Raw genomic sequence first — 1,343 nt, 5'->3', positions numbered from 1 at the left:
AACCGGGTCCAGGTACCTGTTCTCGTTGTTCGTGCTTGCGGATCCAGTTGCGCAGCGTGGACTCCTTCACGCCGAGCAGCTCGCCGATCTCCCGGCGGGCGCCGGCTTTGGAGATGTCGCCTTCCTCAAGGCGCTCGAAGTACATGCGCACCGCGCGCTCCTGCGTGGCTGCGTCGTACTGACTGGGTCGTGCCATGCTGATCGTCCTCCTAGGGTAAAACCTAGTCTCCGACCAACCCAGGCCGCTTCAGGCAGCAGTTTTCAAAGTAAATCCCGTATCAGAAATACGCTCAACAGTGACTTTGCCAGACCGTGCCCCCATGCCGGTAAAGGTGCATGTAGTGCCGGTGGTGAGTTCTTTCGGACACCCCGTTAACGGGAAGTAAGTGTCCATGTGCTGAATCAGTTCGCGGTGTGCCCCAGCTGCGTGCCAGCGAGGTTTGTCTTCCTTTGCGAACAGGGGGTAGACCTGCCTGTAGCTGGAGTACTGCTTGTTGTCGTACTGAGGCAGCGCCACACCGGTGGGTTCGAAGGATTGGATAGACCCGCCGATGAAATCCTGTTTCGTACCTCCCGCGGCAGCATAAGCGTCTGAGGACGGGAAACTAAACCGGCTTTTCTCCCAGCCGGCTTTGCCCCAGTAATCACGAATCTTCCCACTGACTGTGTGCACACCACTAGCAGGCGAGTAGTAAATCGACCCATTCTCAAAGTGGTTAAACCAGCCATTACCATCCGGCGTAGTCAACTCATCAGTAACCGGATAGCCCAACGGACCAGTCTCCCACCCTTGCGCCGCCCACTTGTCCCGAATCTCACCCCAAATCTGATGGGCATCGGTCTCAGGTGACCAGTAGATGGATCCACCCTGGAAGTGGTTGAACCGGCCAATGCCGTCAGGGGTGGTCAATTCGTCGGTTACTGGGTAGCCCAAGGCCGCATTTTCCCACCCGAGATCAGCCCACTTATCCCGGATGCGACCGCCGACCTGGTGAGCAGTACCGCCATCGACGTTGGGGTGCCAGTAAATGGAAGAATCGCGCACGAAGACCTGGAACCGCCCATTCAACGCTGAGACGCTTTCCGGGGTGGTCGCATCACCAAACCTACCCCACCCCCCGAGACGATGGTAAGTCTCTTCGATCTTCCCGCCGATCCAAAAACCATGGAACACATCCGCCTGCGCCGCGGGAACACCTAACGATCCAAACGCAAATGAGCTGCCCTGGGTTTTGTTCCTAGGCATTTGCCTTGGTTTCCATTATGGCTTTGGGTGGGTTGTATGCCCAAAAGGCTGCTTCAACCTCGGCTGGTGTTCGGTAGCCAAGGCTTTGGTGTAGCCG

At 57.4% G+C, this 1,343-nt stretch carries 2 protein-coding genes; both read right to left on the bottom strand.

The genetic code is table 11. From position 1 onward, the window contains the following. Positions 1–196: transposase (locus tag NQ018_RS11230; protein ID WP_257061015.1), on the bottom strand; the 196-nt coding region annotated here is incomplete at its 3' end. Positions 197–247: 51 nt separating this feature from the next. After that, a complete protein-coding gene (locus NQ018_RS11225) occupies positions 248–1,246 on the bottom strand; it encodes an LGFP repeat-containing protein (RefSeq protein WP_257061014.1) in 999 nt (332 codons plus the stop codon). Positions 1,247–1,343: the final 97 nt, after the last annotated feature.

Origin of the sequence: Corynebacterium kozikiae (assembly GCF_024580965.1) — a bacterium.
Classification (GTDB): Bacteria; Actinomycetota; Actinomycetes; order Mycobacteriales; family Mycobacteriaceae; genus Corynebacterium; species Corynebacterium kozikiae.
This window is presented reverse-complemented; position numbering and strand designations above follow the sequence as displayed.